Raw genomic sequence first — 16,267 nt, 5'->3', positions numbered from 1 at the left:
CACCATGAATGACGCGCAGCCGCCATATCGCTTCGAGGTGCGGGATCACGCCGCCGACAAGGCGGCCACCGCCTACGGCCGGACGCTCGACGAGGTGTTCGCCGCCGCCGCTTACGCCATGTTCGATCTCATGTTCGACCTGGGGACGGTGCGCCCCGTGACCCGGCGCCGGATCGAAATCGAGGCGCCGTCCAGCGAGGAGCTGCTGCGGCAGTGGCTGGCTGAGCTGCTGTTCCTGTTCGATACGGAGAAGCTGGTTTTTGGCGAATTCTCGGTGCAGGTGGAAGGGGCGGCGGCGCCGGCGGGTGCGCCGTGGCGCCTAAGCGCGACCGCGCGAGGGCAGCGCTATTCCGAGCACCTTGGCCGCCGCGGGGCGGTGGTCAAGGCGGTGACGTACCACCACTTCGCCCTGTGTCCGCCCGCGGCCCCCGGCGGCGACTGGACGGCGGAGATGGTGTTCGACGTGTGACCCGGGCGCGTCGGCTCCGTTCCCATGAGCGGGCTCCGGGTGGAGCCGGCCCCCAGGGAATGGGCGCCCACACGGGAGCGCCCGTACATGAGATGGGACCGTAACCGGGGCTTCCGCGGCTGCGCCGGCGGCGTCAGCCTCCGGCGCGGCGGCGGTGCCACACTCACCTCAGCACTACCGGCTCGATCCCCAGCGCCTCGGCGGCGGCGATGAGCTGCCCCACGTAGTCGCCGATGGCCGCGTGCAGGTGGTTGCAGCGGAACTCGGCCGCGAACCGCGGGTACGACACATCGAAGCGCGCGAACGCGTGCGGCCATTCGTAGGTCGTCTGCTTTGCCAGCGCCTCCATCTTCGTCTTCGGCAGCTTGACGAAGGAGCCGGTGAAGATGTGCATCTGGTGCTCGCCGCTCTTGCGGGTGATGCGGGCGAAGGTGACCTGTGGCGCGGGGTCGGCATAGAACTGCACCGACGCCCCGCCGCCAACGAAGTAGAACTTGCTCGCCGGCCGCAGGTGCACCTGTTTCCAGTTCTGACGCCAGTCGCGGCTGCGCTTGGCGAGGTAGGGCGCGTGCTCGCCGGAGTTCACCAGGTCGTAAACGTCAAGCTCCTCGTGGTAGTGGCGCAGGTCGGCGAAGAGCACCGGCGTGCCCGTCAGCAGATGCAGAATCTGCATGGTCAGCGCGCCGTTGGAGTCGCACTCGGTGGCGCAGATGATGGGCGCCTTGGGGTCGTCCTCCCAGTCCACGACATCATTGAGCAGGGCCTCGGGAACGTCGGCGACGCAGTGCTCCGGGCTCTCGGTGAGGTCGAGCTGGCCGGTGATGCCGCAGAAGTCAATCCCCTCCTGGCGGCAGAAGTCCTTCATCGCCAGGTACAGGCGCACCTGCCTGGCGAGGGTGCCGTCGAGGCCGGGGGTCAGCATGTCACCGTCCCAGTGGATCTTGGCGACATTGGCCTCCAGCCACTCCAGGCCCGCCTGCACGCGCTTGGGCGCGATGCGCTTGGCCATGTCCACCAGGGTCAGCTGGCTGCGATGATAGACGTGCACCCCGAACTGCGCCAGCCACTGGCTCTGGTCAATGTGGCCGGTGTACATGCCCATGGAGGGGCCGTCGAACTCGCCGTAGCGCTGGCCGTAGAGGCGGGCGGCGGCGGCGCGCCCCTGCGTCCGGGCGTCGGGCTGGTGCTGGGACAAGAAATCGAGCACCTGCGCCTGAACGCGCGGATCCTTGATGTCACCCAGCGCCCGCCCGTAGGGGATGCCGACCTCGTCGAGCGCCCCCACCGAAGCGAAGAACGCCACCCACCCCGGCTGGCTGGGGTTGAGGTTGCCCAGGCACAGGATCGGCGCCTCCACCAGCGCCGCCGCCTGCACCGTCAGGTCGGGGAACGACCATACCGAGAAGTTGAAGATGACCACATCGCAGTTGGCGCGGGTGACGCGGGCCGCCTCGCTGCGGACGGTGGCGTGGTTCCAAACGATCTTGCGGCCCTCTACCACGGTGTGCCCCTTGCGCTTGAACCACTGGGCGATCTCGCGCTGGAACCCGAAGCAGATCTCCTCGACCGAGTCGGCGACGCGCTTGCGCCCGTCGGTGAAGCTGATGATGCCGATCTTCATGTTGACCTCCGTTGTTGGCTGGTAGCGCGGCCGTCTCGGCCGCGAACCGCTTGCGGCGGCGGGCCAGACGCCCGCCTCACCATGACCACCGTCCCTGCCGGCGCTCGGCGTGTAGATTATCCCCCCGGCGGCCACATCCCTGCCGTGCCTCTCCCGGATTCCGCCGGGCCGTCGCCCGCGGCGATCACCCGTGGCCCCGGCCCTCCCCGCGCCGCGCGCGGTACACGCGATAGCCCGACTGCTTCTCGATTTCCTCGACGCCGCCGAAGGCTTCCTCGATCCGGCGGGCAAAGGTGCCGCCGCTGCGTCGCAGGCGCCCCACCAGGTACAACCACCCGCCCGGGCGCAGGGTGTAGCGCTTGACAGAATGCGTCATATTGATTAACATACATTAACATGCATGATAGCCGGCAGGGCTTCGGCTGACGAAGGAGATGCAGATGGCAAACCGCGTGGTGCGCATGCCGATGACCAAGGCTCGGATTAACCTGGGTTCGCTGGTTCGCGGCGTGCGGGTGGACGGCGACGTCGTGGTGCTGGAGAAGGACGGCATCCCCGTCGCCGGGCTGATAGACATAGACGCACTGGAGGATTATCTGGAGGCCACCGATCCCGCCCTGCGTCGGCGCATCCGCGCCACCATGAAGGCATATCAGTCCGGCCGCGGACGCCCCGCCCGAGAGTTGCTTGAAGAGCTGAGGGCTGAGGGTGCAGAATAATCATGTGCCGCGTCGCTATCGGGTTATCATCCTCCCCGCGCTAGAGCGGGAAGTGCGACGGTTTCGCAAGCGATTCCCGCAGGTGTACGCGAGTTTGCGCCAAGCCATCGAGCTTCTCGAAACCGATCCTTTCAACCCTGGATGGCCGGGCGAACATTCGCAAGCTGGTCGGCGTGCCCGCCGGCGAGGGGCAGTTTCGCCTGCGTCTCGGCGACTATCGCCTTCGCTACGATGTGATCGGCGACGAAGTCGTCTTGCACTCGATGCGTCCGCGGGATAGGAGCTACCGCCAATGAGTGCACGGCACGGCGGAATTGCGCAGCTCCGGCAGGCCGGCTTCGCCGGAGCCGATTGCGTGTGGCGCATGTGGCGCTTTGGCGTCTTCATTGCGCACGGGGATTGATTGGCACGGGCACAGCATGCTGTGCCCATAGGTGCGAGATTCCCCTATCCGCGGCCATCCGTGTTCATCTGTGGCCAGGATTCAGCGCGGCGTGTAAGCCGCGTCCTGCAAGTCCTGTCTGCGCTCCTTGCTCACCTTGCGTCCGCGCGCCGCGCGCGGTACACGCGATAGCCAGACTGCTTCTCGACTTCCTCGACGCCGCCGAAGATCTCCTCCATGCGCCGGGCGAAGGTGGCGGCTCCGCGGCGCAGGCGCCCCACCAGGTACAACCACCCGCCCGGGCGCAGGGTGCGGTGCGCGCCCGCGATGAAGGCGAACACCGCCTGGTTGCCCGCGTGCACCGGCGGGTTAGTCACCACCACCTCGAAGGCGGCGTCGCCCACCGCGTCGGCGCCGTCGGCGAGCACGGCGTGAGCGTTGGTCAGGCCGTTGCGGGCGATGTTGGCCCGCGCCAGTTCGACCGCGCGGGCGTTGCGGTCGAACAGCACCGCCCGGCCCGCCGGCGCCAGCACCGCCGCGACGATGCCGAGCGCCCCGTAGCCGCAGCCGAGATCGAGCACGCGGTCGGCGGGCGCAATCTCCATCACCTCGGCGAGCAGGCGCGTGCCGGGGTCAAGGCGGGCGGCGGAGAAGACGCCCGCGTCGCTGTGGAAGGAAAACCGGTGGCCGCGGATCTCGGCGCCGATCTCCAACGGGCGCCGAGCGCAGGCCGGCTCGCGAGCGAAGTAGTGGTCGGTCATGGGTCGGCGCGGTGCTGGCGGGGACTGTACCCGCCCGGAAGGGGACAGTCCCCATTCGGGGACAGCCCCTCCACGCGGCGGGCATGTCCTACGACTCGATATACACGGCGCGCAGCACCTCCTCGATGCTGGTGACGCCCTCGCGCGCCTTGCGGATGCCGTCGTCACGCAGGCTGCGGCAGCCGGCCTCGCGCGCCAGGCGTCGAATATCGGAGGCGGGAGCCTTGCGCACGATGGCGGCCCGCAAGGTGTCCTCGATGGTCAGCATCTCGAAAACCGCGATCATGCCGCGATAGCCCGTGCCGCGGCAGTTGTCGCAGCCGCGCCCACGATAGAAGACGGGATTGGGGTCGGTAATGCCCAGGCGCCCCAAGAGCGCGGGGGCCGGGTGGTGGGACTCCTTGCACTTCTCGCAGATGCGGCGCACCAGGCGCTGGGCGATGACCGCGGACATGGAGGAGGCCACCAGGAACGGCTCCGCCCCCATGTCCATCAGGCGCACCGGCGCCCCCGCCGCGTCATTGCAGTGCAGGGTGCTGAACAGCAAATGGCCGGTGAGCGCCGACTGGATCGCCATCTGCATGGTTTCCGGGTCGCGGATCTCGCCCACCATCACCACGTCGGGGTCCTGGCGCAGGATGTGGCGCAGGCCGGCGGCGAAGGTGAGGCCGATCTTGGGGTGCACCTGGATCTGGGTCACGCGCGGGAGTTGGTACTCCACCGGCTCCTCGATGGTGATGCAGTTCTTGCTGATGCGGTCTATTTTCATCAGCGCGGCGTAGAGGGTGGTGGTCTTGCCGCTGCCGGTGGGACCCGCCGCCAACATCATCCCGTAAGGGCGGCGCACGATGTCCTCCATCAGCTCCAGGTGGTCGGCGTCCAGCCCCAGGTCGCGCAGGCGACGCATGGACGAGTACTTCGGCAGCATGCGCAGCGCCACCGTCTCGCCGAAGACCGAGGGCACGGTCGAAACGCGCACGTCGAAGGGATGGCCGTTGAAGCGGCCCTCGAAGCGACCGTCCTGGGGCAGGCGCTTTTCCGCGATGTCAAGCCGCGCCAGGATCTTGAGCCGCGACGAGATCGAAGCGTGGTACTCGATCGGCAGCGTCATGTGGTCATACATGACGCTGTCCACCCGCAGGCGCACCAAGAGCTTGCGGGCGTGAGGCTCGATGTGGATATCGCTCGCGCGCTCGCGCGCGGCGGCTTCCAGCAGCGCGTCCACCGCCCCCACGGCGGGCGCCGCGTCCGTCAGCCCCGCAAAGCCGCTGGCCGCCGCGGTCTGGGTCGGCCCTGCCAGCGCCGACTCCATCTCCTCCATCTCGTCGCCGTAGTAGCGCAGAATCCCGCGCTTGATGACATCCAGCCCCGCCTTGGCCGGGTGGATCTTCATCCCGGTCACGCGCGTCAGTTCGTCTATCACCGGCAAGTCGGCGGGATCGGCCATGGCGACCACCAGCATGTCGTTCTCTTCCGCCACCGGGAACACGCCCAGGCGCTCGCACACCTGCCGCGGCAGCAGTTGCAGGACATCGCCGTCCCGGCACAACTCATGCTCCGAGTAGATCTCCTCCATCCTCGTCCACGCTCCCCGCGCGCCGCCGGCTGCGACCCCCGATCCGTACCGCGGCACCGCCATTATATCACAAGCATCGCGCCGACGGCCCGCCGCGCGCTGCTTCGCGCCCGCCCCGCGCCCCCGTGTGAGCATTCTTCTTTGGTTGGGTCAACTGTGCACAGGCGACGGTAGTGGGTCAGTTCGGATTCAAGCTGTGTTCGAGGGGGCATAGGCTGACTATGAGGGCCGCTAAGTTCTCCCGCCCCTGCATTGGGTTGGCGGTGCTTCTAGTCGGCGGTATTGTATCTATTCAGAACGCGCCAAGTGGAAAGGGTAGGGAGCAACATGAAGGCAAACGTGGTGGTATGAGATTCGCCAAACGCGTCATCGTAGAAGACCTCGCCGAAAGCATAGAACCGTGTATTGCCAGCGTTTATCTCGTTGGCAAGGTTTACCGGAATGGGCGGAACCTCGCCGGGCCCGAGGGTGAGTTGCTGCCCCGGTTGAAGGGCGGCGCGGGTATCCGGGTCTGTCGGCTTGGTGGGGAGGCTTGGCGCGAACGAGTCGGAGGCTGGAAGGGTGCGCACATGAATCTGGGGGACCACATTCAGTGCGGGGGTACGGCCAAGGTTCTTGATGGTAACAGAGACTCTCAGAGAGGCGTCTTTGAGTTGCACAACGACAGGGTCTATCGCCCCGACCCATGCCCGTTGGTCGTTCCGCGACATCGCGATGGTCTGGCGCAATACCAGGTACTGCAATACGGCAGTAATGGCGAGTACGACAGTGAAGACACCCATGAGCCAATCAGTCGTTGTCGGGCGCTTCCACCACGGTGGTGGGGCTGGTTGGCCCTTCTGGTTGCGGCCATCTGCTGGTGGTGCGGCCTGCTTCTTGCGGTTCAAGGTACCCTCCTCTTGGAGCGGGACAGGCTTCAGCGTTCTGGGTTCAGATGGATTGGGGCTGGTATCACGCTTATGCTTGCCGGAGTATGGCTTAGCCATCTAGGGGGCATTACCCTGCTTGGTTCAAACTGACCCGCTACCCAGGCGACCGATGCACTCCCGGATGTGGCACGGGCGCCCTCGCCTGTGAATAGGCGCCGCGCTTGCGGCGCCAGGACAGCCGGGGGCGGCTGTCCCACATGGGTTGGCGGACAGACCAAAGATTCGTGAACATACCCCCCCGCGCCCAGGAGCTCCGTTTATGAGGCCGTAGCCCGATTTGTAGGGGTCGGCCTCCTGGCCGACCCGCGGTGCGGACACACGCTCGGACGGGCCGATCAGGCCACTTCGCCCACCGAAGCTGGGCTTCGAGGCCCGCGAAGGCGGGAGATCGGCCCCTACGCCACGGTGCATGATCGCCACCGAGCACCAAAACGGAGCTCCTGCCCCCGCGCCCGCCCCGGTTGACGGCGCCCCCGACCGATGATAGAGTGCAAGCGGACCATACTCCTTTGCCAACCACAGGCCCGATCATCGAACGACCGGTGACAGCTCTTCCCTCCCGCAATGACCCTGCGCTCCTGCCCCAGGTGCGGGGCTGGAACTGGGGCGCGTGTCTGGCGACGCCGCTGGGGATCTGGCCCTTCGCCCACCGGCTCAGACGGCTGGCGATCGCGGCCGCGGTGATCTCCGTCACCCCCGTCGCGGCCGTCTTCGTCCTCGCCTTCGCCATCTACCTGGGCAAGCACGGCAATGAACTCGCTTGGCGACACCGGCCCTTCCGCAGCCTGGAGGAGTTCCAGGCCACCCAGCTGGCCTGGCGGCGTTGGGGGATCCGCGTCTGGGTTGCCCTCGTCGCGTTGGTGCTCGCGGCGTGGCCGCCGCTGCATCTGCCGGCAAGCGAGCACCGCGATTGCGCGCGCTGCCACCTCAAGCACACGCGGCGCTTTCTCCAGCAGCGCCGGGAGCAGCGCCAGGCGCGACCACGCGATCCCCTCCCTGCGCACCTCGCCACCGCCGTCCCGCCCCAAGGAAGCTCGCCGCGGGCGTGGAAGAGATCAATGGCCATCCCCGCATCTCCCGATCGGGGGTACGAATGATGACGGCGGTGGGGACCGGGCGGCTCGCGCATCGCCCCCGGATGACAGACACGACCGGGCGCCCGCCGGCGGGGTTGCACCGCCAGGAGAAAACGTGATGAACGATGCTGGATTCGCAAACGTCATCGGAAGGCTGGAGCGCCTGGAGCGGCAGAACCGGCGGCTGAGGTGGGGCGGCGTGGCCGTGGCGGCGCTGCTGGGCGGGCTGCTGGTGATGGGCGCGACGTCGCCGCCGATCGTCGAGGCCGAGCGCTTTGTCGTGCGCGATGCCGAGGGCACGGTACGGGCGGTGCTGGGCGTGCCGGACGAGGGGCTGAGCAAGACGCTGAAGTTGGATCAGCGGGGGGCGCTGCTGGCGCTCTACAACACCCACGGCAAGGTGCGAACGGTGCTGAGCATCGGCCCCGAGGGCCCGGAGCGGGTGGAGGTGCCGCGGCTGGAGATGATGGACGCCACCGGCGGCCCGCGAGTGGACCTCAACGTGGGGAGCTTGGGTCCCCGCTTGCTGCTGGCGGATGAGAGGACCATCGCTCGTGTCGGTCTCTCCCTGTTGCGGGGGCGGCCGGCGCTGAGCTTGCTCGACCCGGACAGCAAAGCCCAGGCGACCCTGCGCTTGGAGAAGCCGGGGGAGCACGCCTTGACCTTCCTCGACGAAAAGGGGCAGCGGCGCACGGTGCTGGGGTTGTCGGAGCAGGACCCCAACCTGCTGCTCTACGACGCCGACGGCAAGCTGCGTATCCAGCTCGGCCGCAGCCCGAGCGGACAGGGCCTGGTCCTCTACGATACGGTGGGCCAATACCGGGCGCTGCTCGACGTGCGCGAGGGGGGGCCGGTCTTCGATTTGCGCAACGCCTACGGCGGCCTGCTCAACCGCGGGCCGTAGGCGACGACGCCGGCGGCAGGCGCGGCCGTTGCGCCGGCGCGGCGATTGTGGTATCCTGTCGCAAATCGCAAAGGCGATGACGGGGAAGAGTACGTCGCACCCACGGCTTGCCGTGGGTACCCGGGCTCCGCAGAGAGGGAGGGTCACCGGCTGCAAACCCTCCCGGGTGCGCGCGGCGGAAGTTCGCCCCTGAGCCGCCGGGGTGAAGGGGATCACGGTTGTCATCCTGCGTCCCTGCGTAGCCTTGGCCGGTGGCCCCCGTTAGCGGGCGCGGAGTGGGTCGCGCCTTCATGCGCGCGGCCAAGTAGGGTGGTACCACGGAGCCCAAAGCTTTCGTCCCTGGCTTTGGGCTTTGCTTTTTCATGAGACAGCGCTGACTTGGTCTGACCACAAAGACACGAAGGAAACGGAAACGACACATCTGAGATCTCGAATCTGTTCTTTGAGTCTTTGTGCCTTCGTGGTTCATATTCCCGATGTCCGGCGGTGATGATTGGAGGAGGATGTCATGGACGCGCGCGACATGATCCGGCGGCTGCACCAGGAGGCGATCTCGCGCATCGGCGACGCTTCCTCCAGCGCCGACCTGGAGCAGGTGCGGGTGGATTACCTGGGGCGCAAGGGCGCCCTCACCGGCATCTTGCGCGGCCTGGGGGACCTGTCGCCGGGGGAACGTCCGGTGGTGGGCAGGTTCGCTAACGAAGTGCAGGAGCGCCTGCGCGCCGCCCTTGACCAGCGCGCGGTCGCGATCGCGGCGGAGGAGCGCCAAGCGCGGCTGGCCGCCGACGCCCTCGATGTGACCCTGCCGGGGCGGTGCCGGCGCATCGGCCATCGCCATCCGCTGACTCAGGTCTTGGAGGAGATGAAGGGCATCTTCGTCGGCATGGGGTTCGAGGTCGTGGACGGGCCGGAGGTGGAGTCCTACTACTACAACTTCGAGGCCCTCAACTACCCCACCGAGCACCCGGCGATGGACGAACAGGACAGCTTCTACGTCGCCGATAACCTCCTGCTGCGCACCCAGACCTCGCCCATGCAGATCCGGGTGATGGAGAGCCGCCAGCCGCCGCTGCGCATCATCGCCCCGGGCAAGGTCTATCGGCGCGAGGCGATGTCGGTGCGCCTGTCCCACACCTTCCACCAGTTGGAGGGTTACGCGGTAGACCGCGACATCACCTTCGCGGATCTCAAGGGTACGCTCGCCCTGTTCGTGCGCGAGCTCTTCGGGGCCGACACCGACATCCAGTTCCGCGCCGACTTCTTCCCCTTCACCGAGCCCAGCGCCGACTACTCGGTAACCTGCGGGTTGTGCGCGGGCGCCGGCTGCGCGGTATGCAAGCACACGGGGTGGCTGGAGATCGGCGGCTGCGGGATGATCCACCCCAATGTCCTGCGCACCTGCGGCTACGACCCCGAGCAGGTCAGCGGCTGGGCGTTCGGCTTGGGCGTGGACCGCATCGCCATGCGCCGCTATGGGATTGACGACATCCGCCTGCTGGTGGACAACGACATGCGCTTTCTGGAGCAGTTCTGAGGGCCGGGTCCTGTCATTCAGAGCGAGCGCGGGCAAGCGAAGAATCTCGCGCCGGGGGAGATTCCTCGGCTGCACCTCGGAATGACAGTGTTGGGGGCTCGGGATGACAGGGCAGGGGCCGCCCCTCGTCATTCAGAGCGAGCGCGGGCGAGCGAAGAATCTCGCTCGGCCAAGCGCAGGGGGAGGCCGACAGCGATGACCAGGCAGTACTGTGTCTACATCATGGCGAGCCGTTCGCGCGTGCTCTACACGGGAGTCACGGGCAATCTGCTGCGTCGGGTCTACGAGCACAAGCGTGGGCTCGTGCCCGGCTTTACGAAGGCATACAACGTCACGCGGCTGGTGCACTACGAGGCGACCGGGGATGTCAGCTCCGCGATCGCGCGTGAGAAGCAGATCAAGGGCTGGTCGCGGGCGAGGAAGATAGCGCTGATAGCATCGAGCAATCCCTCGTGGGCCGACCTGAGCGAGGGATGGTATGAGGAGGAGGCCTCGCCGCAGGCCGCGTGTGTCGGCGCACGCGGGGTCACCGACGACGACGCCCGGTAGGAGTGGGGTCCGGAGCGAGATTCCTCGCTACGCTCGGAATGACAGAGCGGGGGTTGGGTCCTTGTCATTCAGAGTGAGCGCAGCGAGCGAAGAATCTCCGCGCAACGGCAATCGCAAGGCCCCGGCGCGCCGGCCGCGCGGATTGGAGCTGACGGCGAACGAGGAATGCGCTTGTCATTCAGAGCCCCGACGTGTCGGGGCGAAGAATCTCGCGCCGGGGGAAGATTCGTCGGCGGCGCCTCGGAATGACATGCTGGCGAGGGCCTCGGAATGACGTGCGCACGACCGCGCGCACAATGACAGATCATTGTGAGGACAGACGATGAAGGTTCCCTACAGTTGGCTCAAGGACTTCGTCCCGGTGGAGGCGCCGCCCGATGAGGTCGGGCGGCGGCTGACGATGCTGGGGCTGGAGGTCGAATCCATCGCGCAGGTGGACGACGACCAGGTGCTCGACGTACAGGCGACCTCCAACCGCGGCGATGGTCTGAGCATCCTCGGCGTGGCGCGCGAGGTGGCGGCGGCGTTCGAGCTGCCGCTGACGCTGCCGTCAGCCGCGGTGCGGGAGGCGGGCGAGCCGGCGGCGGCGCTGGCGTCGGTGCGCGTTGACGACCCCGACCTGTGCCCGCGCTACTCGGCGCGCGTGATGACGGAGCTCGAGGTCAAGACCTCGCCGCCGTGGGTCATCCACCGCCTGCTGCGCTGCGGCATGCGGCCGATCAACGCCGTGGTGGACGCCACCAACTATGTGATGCTGGAGCTGGGGCAGCCGCTGCACGCCTTCGACTGCGATCTTATCGCCCCCGGCCCCGACGGCCGCGCCGCCGTCATCGTACGCACCGCCCGCGAAGGCGAACCGCTGACCACCCTCGACGGGGTCGAGCGCAAGCTTGCCGCGGGCATGTTGGTCATCGCCGACCCCGAGCGCGCGATCGCCCTCGCCGGGGTCATGGGCGGCGCCAATACCGAAGTCAGTTGGTCAACCACGCGCGTGCTGCTGGAATCCGCTCACTTCAACCGCGTCAGCGTCCGCCGCACGCGCAAGGCGCTCGAACTTGATACCGAAGCCTCCTACCGCTTCGAGCGCATCGTTGATCCGGGGGGGACCGTCGCCGCGCTCGATCGCGTGGCGGCGATAATCGCCGACGCCTGCGGCGGCAAGGTCGCACGCGGCATCACGGACCAGTACCCGAAGGCGATCCTGCCCGTGACCATCGAGCTGCGCCCCCGGCGCGCGAACCAGTTGCTGGGCACGCGCCTATCGAAGGCGCGCATGGCGGCGCTGCTGCGCCGCCTGCAATTGGAGGTGGAGCAGGGCGAGGCGCTGCGCGTGACCTGCCCCACCTACCGCCCCGACCTGCAAGCCGAGATTGACCTGGTGGAGGAGGTGGCGCGCGTTCACGGCTACGACCGGATTCCCGCGACCGTCACCGGCGGCGCCGGCGCCCCGGGGCGGCAGGCGCCGGAGCTGGAGTTCGACCTGCGCGTCAAGCAGGCGCTGATGGCCTGTGGCCTCAACGAGGCGCTGAGCTACACCCTGACCGACGCCGGCGTGTTCGACCGCCTGCATCTCCCCCCGGGGCATCCCCGGCGGCGCGCGCTGCGGGTCAAGAACCCCAAGAGCGAGGAATACACGGTCCTGCGCACCACCATGCTCGACAGCATGCTGTCGGCGCTGGCTCATAATGCCCGCCGCGGGGTGAGCGACGTTGCCCTGTTCGAGGTCGGGCGGGTGTACCTGCCGGTGCCGAGCGCAGTCGAGGGACGGCGCGAGCAGGACGACCTCCCGCACGAGCGCCGCAGCGCCGGCATCGCCGTCATGGGCGGCGCGTGGAGCAGCCGCTGGGGGCTCGATCCGGCGGCCACGCGCGCGGACTTCTATTCGCTCAAGGGAATCGTCGAGCAGGTGGCATCGAACCTATGCGAGGGTGACCTGGACTTCGCGGCGTTGTCCCATCCATCGCTGCGCGAGGGGCATGCCGCAGCCGTGCGCCTGGACGGCGAGGAGATCGGGCTGCTGGGGGCGCCGTCGGTGGCGGTGCGCGATCATTACGATTTGCCCGACGGCGCCTATGTCGCCGAGCTGAACCTGGAGGCGATGATGCGCCGCGCGCGCGGCCATGCCCAGAGCCGCCGCCTGTCGCGTTACCCGGCGGTGCGCCGCGACATCGCGCTTATCATTCCCGGCGGCGTCCTCGCGCGCGAGGTGGAGCAGGTCATCCGCCGCCAGGCCGGGGAGAATCTGGAACGCGTGGACCTGTTCGACCTCTACACCGGGCGCCCGGTGCCGGCCGGCTACAAGAGCCTGGCCTATGCGCTCGCCTTCCGCCACGCCGAGCGCACCCTCACCGACGAGGAGGCGGACGCGGCGCTGACGAACATCAAGGACGGCCTGCGCGCGGAGCTGAACGCGCAGATAAGGGAGTGAGCACCTGGGCCGCTCAAGGTTCGGGTCTCTACGAAGTCCATGAAACCCAAGGACGATGACTTCCCGGAATCTGTGAAATCGGCGGATAGTAATCTCCGCGCTCCGTGGTCATCGGCCCTGGAGGAGGCGAACCATGGTTAGTGGGCGGCGCATGCTGGCCGAGCTCATGGAGCTCGCGCGCATCCCCAGTCCCGTGCGGCGCGAGCGCGCGATGGCGATCGCGGTCATGGGCAAGCTGCGCGCCCTCGATCTGCACCCGCGCCAGGATCGCGCGCATAAGACCTTCGGCGGCGACACCGGCAATATCATCGTGCATCTTCCCGGCTCGCGCCGGGCGCCGACGGTGCTGCTCAATGCCCACCTCGACACCGTCCCCCAGGCGCAGCCGACCCCGCGCCTGGCGGGCAAGTACGTCATCAGCGCCACCGACGCGCCGTTCGGCGCCGATGACAAGGTCGGCGTGGTGGCGATCCTGGAGGCGCTGCGGTGCGTGAGCGAGGACGGCCTGGAGCACCCCCCACTGGAAATTGTTTTCACCGTCGCCGAGGAGACCGGCCTGCTCGGCGCGCGCGGGCTGGAGCGCAGCCAACTGCGTGCGGACCTGGGCTATGCTTTCGACTCCGGGGGCCGGGTCGGGCGCGTCGTCACCAGGGCGCCCAGCCACGACGTGTTGACGGTGGTTATCACCGGCCGCGCGGCGCACGCCGGGGTGGCGCCGGAGAAAGGCGTCAATGCCATCGCCATCGCCGCGCGCGCCGTCGCCGGCATGCGGCTGGGGCGCATTGACGAGGAGACCACCGCCAACATCGGTGTCATCGAGGGCGGCGTCGCCACCAACGTCGTGCCCGAGCGGGTGCGCATCCGAGGCGAGGCGCGCAGCCACGATGAGCGCAAGCTCGACCGCCAGCTCAAGCACATGCTCCAGCGCTTCCACGATGCGGCGTGCACGGCGGGCGCGAGCATCGAGATCGAGGTCGAGCCGCAGTATCGCCGCTTCGACTTGGCCGCGGACAGCCCGGTGCTGCAGGTGGCGCGGGCGGCGGTGAAGCGCATCGGCCGGCGCATCAAGCTCGACACCACCGGCGGCGGCAGCGACGCCAACATCTTCAATGCCCACGGCATCCCCACCGCCATCATCGGCTGCGCGATGGACAATCCGCACAGCCCGAGCGAGCGCATGGAAGTGGCGGAATTCGAGGTGCTCGGGCGGCTGGTGGTGGCGCTGATCGCGGCGGCGGCGCAACAGACGTAGGGGCGCGTCATACCGCGCTCGTATCCGGTCGCGGCGAACTCCATTGCCGCCCATTGAGGAGGATGGCACGTGCAGGACGTAGCTCGCACACCCGGTGACTTGGGCGCCGCCCGCGGGCATCGCCTCTTCTGGGGTGAGATGCACACCCATACCTTCTGCGGCGACTCCATCTTCGGCGAAATCGAGACCGCCGCGGACATCGCCTCGACCCACCTCGACTTCTGGGCTCCCGGTGAGCACTGCGACAACCAGGAGTTCGATTGGCCTCGCCTCCTGCGCGCCGTCAACGGCAGCCACCGGTCCGGGGAGTTCGTCGCCTTCGCCGGGCTCGAACGCGCGGGCGCGGACGGCGACTACAACGCTTACTTCCTCCAGGACGATCCCGACCCTTACACCGGCGGCCCCCTGGATGAATTCCTGGCCTACGCGCGCGCGCAGGGGGCCGTCGTCATACCCCACCATACCGCCTATGCGGTGGATCATCGCGGCACCCACTGGGAGCGCCATGACCCGGAGCTGATGCCGCTGGCGGAGATCTTCTCCATGCACGGCTGCTCCGAGCGGGATGACGGCCCCTATCCCATGGACCTGGCATGGATGGGCCCGCGGGCGAGCGGGGGCGCGGCGGTGACGGGATTGGCGCTGGGCAAGTGCTTCGGGTTTATCGCCTCCTCCGACGGCCATAACGCCTACCCGGGGGCCTATCCCCTGGGCCTAGTGGGCTGCTTCGCCTCCGAGCTCACCCGCGAGTCGCTGTTCGAGGCGTTTCGCGCGCGGCGCACCTACGCCGTCACCGGCGACCGCATCCGGGCCGAATTCACCGTTGACGGCCATCTTATGGGCGACGTGTTCACCGGCGGCGAGCGGCGCGCCATTTCCCTGAAGATCGAAGGCCTGGACGCGCTGGATAAGGTGGAGGTGGTCCGCAACGGACGGGTTCTGCGGCGCCTGAGCGGGGCCCTCGATCGCGAGTATCCGCGGGCGGCGGGCCGCTACCAGGTGCGGTTGGGGTGGGGCTGGGGGGGAGCCGGAACCAATGTCAACTGGACCGCGGAACTGCGGATCGAGGACGGGGAAATCCTGGCCGCCTCGCCCTGCTTCTCGCCGCCCGCCGTCAACCGCATCGAGCACCTGACCCCGAGCGAGTGCGTATGGGTTTCCCGCACGGGGGGATATGATGCCAGTTGGACCACGAATCGCTACCGCGTGGGCGGCGATCAGAGTATCGTCTTCACCGTCGGCGGCGATCCGGGCACGCGCCTGCGGGTCACCGTCAACGGACGCCATCTGGCCTACTCCCTGGGCGAGCTGGCGCGGGAGTCGCGCGTCGAGTTCCTGCGCGGCGCGGGCGATGAGCGATTCAAGTTCCATCATCCCCTCCCCGAATCGCAGTACCGGCTCGAAGCGCAGTTCGAGGACGACCGTCCGGCCACCGACTGCGATTGGTACTACGTGCGGGTGGCCCAGGACAACGGGCAGATGGCGTGGCTGAGCCCGATCTGGGTGCGGCGGGCGTGAGCGCGGCGATGTGCGCGCGCGCGAACCTCGCAGGCAGCCTCGCGGGGCACGGGTGACCGCTCATCATGCGTCTGCAGTTCGACCCGACGGTGGATTATTACGAAGTGCTGCAGGTGCACCCCAGGGCGCACCCGGAGATCATCAAGCGCGCCTACCGCACGCTGGTGGCGCAGCTCCACGCGCACCCCGACCTCGGCGGCAGCCATCAGCAGATGGTGCTCATCAACCGCGCCTACGAGGTGCTGAGCAGCGAGGAGCTGCGCGCGGAATACGACCGCTGGCGCGGCCAATATGCGCCGTCGGCGGCGAGCGCGCAGCCCCCGTCGTCGCCCCCACCGGCGCCCGCGTCTCCCGCCGGCCCGGCGCGGGGCGACACCATCACCACCGCGTGCCTCAAGTGCGGGCGGCGCAATCGCGTCCCGCAGGAGATCGGCCTCTTCCGCGCGCGCTGCGGCGCCTGCGGCGAGCGGCTCATCCCCGCGGCGGCGAACCGGGGGCGTCCACCCGCCGGCGCCCGCGAAGCCGCTGCTCCGGCCGCGCGGCGTGCGG

The 16,267-nt window shown here is 68.4% G+C and carries 16 protein-coding genes; 10 read left to right on the top strand and 6 right to left on the bottom strand.

Features of this window, described 5'->3' with window-relative positions; translation table 11 throughout:
* Nucleotides 1–4 precede the first annotated feature (4 nt).
* Nucleotides 5–469, top strand: a complete 465-nt coding sequence (locus VM221_14320) for an archease (protein HUT75998.1) — start codon at nt 5–7, stop codon at nt 467–469.
* A gap of 163 nt (nt 470–632) precedes the next feature.
* On the opposite strand, the gene VM221_14315 is transcribed toward VM221_14320, so the two are convergent.
* Nucleotides 633–2,090, bottom strand: a complete 1,458-nt coding sequence (locus VM221_14315; protein ID HUT75997.1) for a fucose isomerase — start codon at nt 2,088–2,090, stop codon at nt 633–635.
* Nucleotides 2,091–2,274: 184 nt separating this feature from the next.
* Nucleotides 2,275–2,466, bottom strand: a complete 192-nt coding sequence (locus VM221_14310; protein HUT75996.1) for a hypothetical protein — start codon at nt 2,464–2,466, stop codon at nt 2,275–2,277.
* 64 nt (nt 2,467–2,530) lie between these two features.
* Between VM221_14310 and VM221_14305 the strand changes: the two genes are divergently transcribed.
* The gene (locus tag VM221_14305) at nt 2,531–2,809 is read left to right on the top strand and encodes a hypothetical protein (GenBank protein ID HUT75995.1); all 279 of its coding nucleotides are present in this window, start codon (nt 2,531–2,533) and stop codon (nt 2,807–2,809) included.
* A gap of 131 nt (nt 2,810–2,940) precedes the next feature.
* Here VM221_14305 and VM221_14300 read toward each other — a convergent pair whose 3' ends face one another.
* The 4 genes from VM221_14300 to VM221_14285 all read right to left on the bottom strand — a co-directional run bounded on the left by VM221_14300 (nt 2,941) and on the right by VM221_14285 (nt 6,415).
* Nucleotides 2,941–3,069, bottom strand: a complete 129-nt coding sequence (locus VM221_14300; GenBank protein ID HUT75994.1) for a hypothetical protein — start codon at nt 3,067–3,069, stop codon at nt 2,941–2,943.
* 274 nt (nt 3,070–3,343) lie between these two features.
* The gene (locus tag VM221_14295; protein ID HUT75993.1) at nt 3,344–3,952 is read right to left on the bottom strand and encodes a methyltransferase; all 609 of its coding nucleotides are present in this window, start codon (nt 3,950–3,952) and stop codon (nt 3,344–3,346) included.
* Nucleotides 3,953–4,040: 88 nt separating this feature from the next.
* Entirely contained in the window at nt 4,041–5,528 is a 1,488-nt protein-coding gene (locus tag VM221_14290) for an ATPase, T2SS/T4P/T4SS family (GenBank protein ID HUT75992.1), read from the bottom strand.
* Between the two features lie 269 nt (nt 5,529–5,797).
* A complete protein-coding gene (locus VM221_14285; protein ID HUT75991.1) occupies nt 5,798–6,415 on the bottom strand; it encodes a hypothetical protein in 618 nt (205 codons plus the stop codon).
* Nucleotides 6,416–6,999: 584 nt separating this feature from the next.
* On the opposite strand from VM221_14285, the gene VM221_14280 reads away from it, so the two are divergent.
* The 8 genes from VM221_14280 to VM221_14245 form a co-directional block, all read left to right on the top strand.
* Complete coding sequence (locus VM221_14280) at nt 7,000–7,554, top strand: hypothetical protein (GenBank protein HUT75990.1); 555 nt, start codon at nt 7,000–7,002, stop codon at nt 7,552–7,554.
* 97 nt (nt 7,555–7,651) lie between these two features.
* A complete protein-coding gene (locus tag VM221_14275; GenBank protein ID HUT75989.1) occupies nt 7,652–8,437 on the top strand; it encodes a hypothetical protein in 786 nt (261 codons plus the stop codon).
* A gap of 508 nt (nt 8,438–8,945) precedes the next feature.
* Nucleotides 8,946–9,971 (top strand): phenylalanine--tRNA ligase subunit alpha, encoded by a 1,026-nt coding sequence (gene pheS, locus VM221_14270; protein HUT75988.1) that lies wholly within the window; start codon nt 8,946–8,948, stop codon nt 9,969–9,971.
* A gap of 195 nt (nt 9,972–10,166) precedes the next feature.
* The gene (locus VM221_14265) at nt 10,167–10,520 is read left to right on the top strand and encodes a GIY-YIG nuclease family protein (GenBank protein ID HUT75987.1); all 354 of its coding nucleotides are present in this window, start codon (nt 10,167–10,169) and stop codon (nt 10,518–10,520) included.
* A 322-nt stretch (nt 10,521–10,842) separates the two neighbouring features.
* Nucleotides 10,843–12,948, top strand: a complete 2,106-nt coding sequence (gene pheT, locus VM221_14260; protein HUT75986.1) for a phenylalanine--tRNA ligase subunit beta — start codon at nt 10,843–10,845, stop codon at nt 12,946–12,948.
* 133 nt (nt 12,949–13,081) lie between these two features.
* On the top strand, nt 13,082–14,200 hold the full coding sequence (locus tag VM221_14255; GenBank protein HUT75985.1) for a M20/M25/M40 family metallo-hydrolase: 1,119 nt from the start codon (nt 13,082–13,084) through the stop codon (nt 14,198–14,200).
* Between the two features lie 69 nt (nt 14,201–14,269).
* Entirely contained in the window at nt 14,270–15,718 is a 1,449-nt protein-coding gene (locus tag VM221_14250; GenBank protein ID HUT75984.1) for a DUF3604 domain-containing protein, read from the top strand.
* A 65-nt stretch (nt 15,719–15,783) separates the two neighbouring features.
* Nucleotides 15,784–16,267, top strand: a 484-nt coding sequence (locus VM221_14245) for a J domain-containing protein (protein ID HUT75983.1), incomplete at its 3' end; no start/stop codon positions are given.

This window comes from Armatimonadota bacterium, from assembly GCA_035527535.1.
In the GTDB taxonomy this organism is placed as follows: Bacteria; Armatimonadota; Hebobacteria.
This window is presented reverse-complemented; position numbering and strand designations above follow the sequence as displayed.

Excerpts from the sequence above, each read along its gene's own strand:
- VM221_14315 (HUT75997.1), bottom strand. The coding sequence starts at position 2,090 with ATGAAGATCGGCATCATCAGCTTCACCGACGGGCGCAAGCGCGTCGCC.
- VM221_14295 (HUT75993.1), bottom strand. The coding sequence starts at position 3,952 with ATGACCGACCACTACTTCGCTCGCGAGCCGGCCTGCGCTCGGCGCCCG.
- pheT (HUT75986.1), top strand. The coding sequence starts at position 10,843 with ATGAAGGTTCCCTACAGTTGGCTCAAGGACTTCGTCCCGGTGGAGGCG.
- VM221_14310 (HUT75996.1), bottom strand. The coding sequence starts at position 2,466 with ATGACGCATTCTGTCAAGCGCTACACCCTGCGCCCGGGCGGGTGGTTG.
- VM221_14255 (HUT75985.1), top strand. The coding sequence starts at position 13,082 with ATGGTTAGTGGGCGGCGCATGCTGGCCGAGCTCATGGAGCTCGCGCGC.
- VM221_14305 (HUT75995.1), top strand. The coding sequence starts at position 2,531 with ATGGCAAACCGCGTGGTGCGCATGCCGATGACCAAGGCTCGGATTAAC.
- VM221_14320 (HUT75998.1), top strand. The coding sequence starts at position 5 with ATGAATGACGCGCAGCCGCCATATCGCTTCGAGGTGCGGGATCACGCC.
- VM221_14275 (HUT75989.1), top strand. The coding sequence starts at position 7,652 with ATGAACGATGCTGGATTCGCAAACGTCATCGGAAGGCTGGAGCGCCTG.
- VM221_14290 (HUT75992.1), bottom strand. The coding sequence starts at position 5,528 with ATGGAGGAGATCTACTCGGAGCATGAGTTGTGCCGGGACGGCGATGTC.
- VM221_14265 (HUT75987.1), top strand. The coding sequence starts at position 10,167 with ATGACCAGGCAGTACTGTGTCTACATCATGGCGAGCCGTTCGCGCGTG.
- pheS (HUT75988.1), top strand. The coding sequence starts at position 8,946 with ATGGACGCGCGCGACATGATCCGGCGGCTGCACCAGGAGGCGATCTCG.